Source organism: Mesorhizobium sp. M7A.F.Ca.CA.002.05.1.1 (assembly GCF_003998335.1).
In the GTDB taxonomy this organism is placed as follows: Bacteria; Pseudomonadota; Alphaproteobacteria; order Rhizobiales; family Rhizobiaceae; genus Mesorhizobium.
On sequence record NZ_RZQI01001281.1, the window covers coordinates 1 to 1,218 of the forward strand.

The following is a 1,218-nucleotide window of genomic DNA, read 5'->3' on the forward strand; positions in this document are numbered from 1 at the left end:
GCCAATAAGTGAAGGAGCGTTCGGCTCCCGTCAGCGTGATGGCATAGAGGCCGGGCCGCGCGCCCGCTATGAGCGGGCTGGAGCCGATGCCAATGCCGTTTTCAGCGAAGAAATCGATCTGGCCTTGCGAGAACGGATCGTCGCCGAAGGCCGAGACATAGGTTGCCGGCCGCTCGGTGCTCAGCGCGTGCAGCGCCCACAGCGTGTTGAACGTGTCGCCGGCAAAGCCCATGCGCCAGTTCGGTCCCGTCTGGCCCGACAGTTCGAGCATGCATTCGCCGATCGAGGCGACGCCGTTTCCCGCCATCTACAATCCTCCAGTGATCCCGGTGCTGTAGCTTTTTGCCACCGGCAGCGCCATGCTTGGCAAGCAGGGTTTTTTCCGTCACAGCGTTTTCCCACAGGCTGGCGGGATGCGATCCGTCCGGCAGAGCGTTGTCTGCGGAAGAGGAACCGGTTTGGCATCGATATGGCGTTATCTTCTGGCGGGTCTTGGTCTGGCTGCCTTGCTGGTCGGCATTCTCGCGGTCGTCTTCCTGACGGCGCCGCGGTCGTCGCTGCCTGCCGGCCCGGATGTCTCGCGGACGAAGAACACCGCCAACGCGCTGTTCGTGGCCAGCTTCGCGCCGGAGCGGGGTGTCGTACGGCAGGGCGAACTGCAATCCTGGCTGCTGACCTTGAAGACAAAGGCAGGAGTTCCGGTGGAAGGTGCCGCGATCGCGATTTCGGGCGGCATGCCACTGCACAGTCACGGCCTGCCGACCAGCCCGCAGGCGACCGACTATCTCGGCGACGGGCGTTATCGAATCGAAGGAGTGAAATTCACCATGAGCGGCTGGTGGCAGTTGCATTTCGCCATCTCGGCCACCGCCGGCTCCGACACGGTGCTCTTCAACGTGGTGCTGTGAGCAGGACATGAGGCGGCTTTCGCGTTTTCTGGCGCTGATGCTGGCCGTTGTCCTTGCCGGTTGCACGAAGCCGGATTTTTCCGACGCCGAAAAGACGACCATCGCCTCGCTGGCGCTGTCGTCGCTGCCGGCGCTCAAGCCCGACACCACCAATCGTTTTGCCGACGTGCCGGCGGCTGCCGCACTCGGCTCGACGCTGTTCTTCGACCAGGGCATGAGCGGTGACGGGTCGATATCCTGTTCGACATGCCACAAGATCGACCGCCAGTTCCAGGACGACCTGCCGCAGGCGGTCGGGGTCGGCCGTACC

General features: G+C 63.9%; 3 protein-coding genes. 2 read left to right on the plus strand and 1 reads right to left on the minus strand.

The window, feature by feature from the left end; all coding sequences use genetic code 11:
* Window positions 1–307, minus strand: a 307-nt coding sequence (locus EN939_RS34885) for a PfkB family carbohydrate kinase (RefSeq protein WP_245473292.1), incomplete at its 3' end; no start/stop codon positions are given.
* Between the two features lie 151 nt (window positions 308–458).
* Here EN939_RS34885 and EN939_RS34890 point away from each other — a divergent pair.
* Complete coding sequence (locus EN939_RS34890) at window positions 459–908, plus strand: FixH family protein (protein ID WP_027039042.1); 450 nt, start codon at window positions 459–461, stop codon at window positions 906–908.
* A gap of 7 nt (window positions 909–915) precedes the next feature.
* Window positions 916–1,218, plus strand: a 303-nt coding sequence (locus EN939_RS34895; protein ID WP_272483137.1) for a cytochrome c peroxidase, incomplete at its 3' end; no start/stop codon positions are given.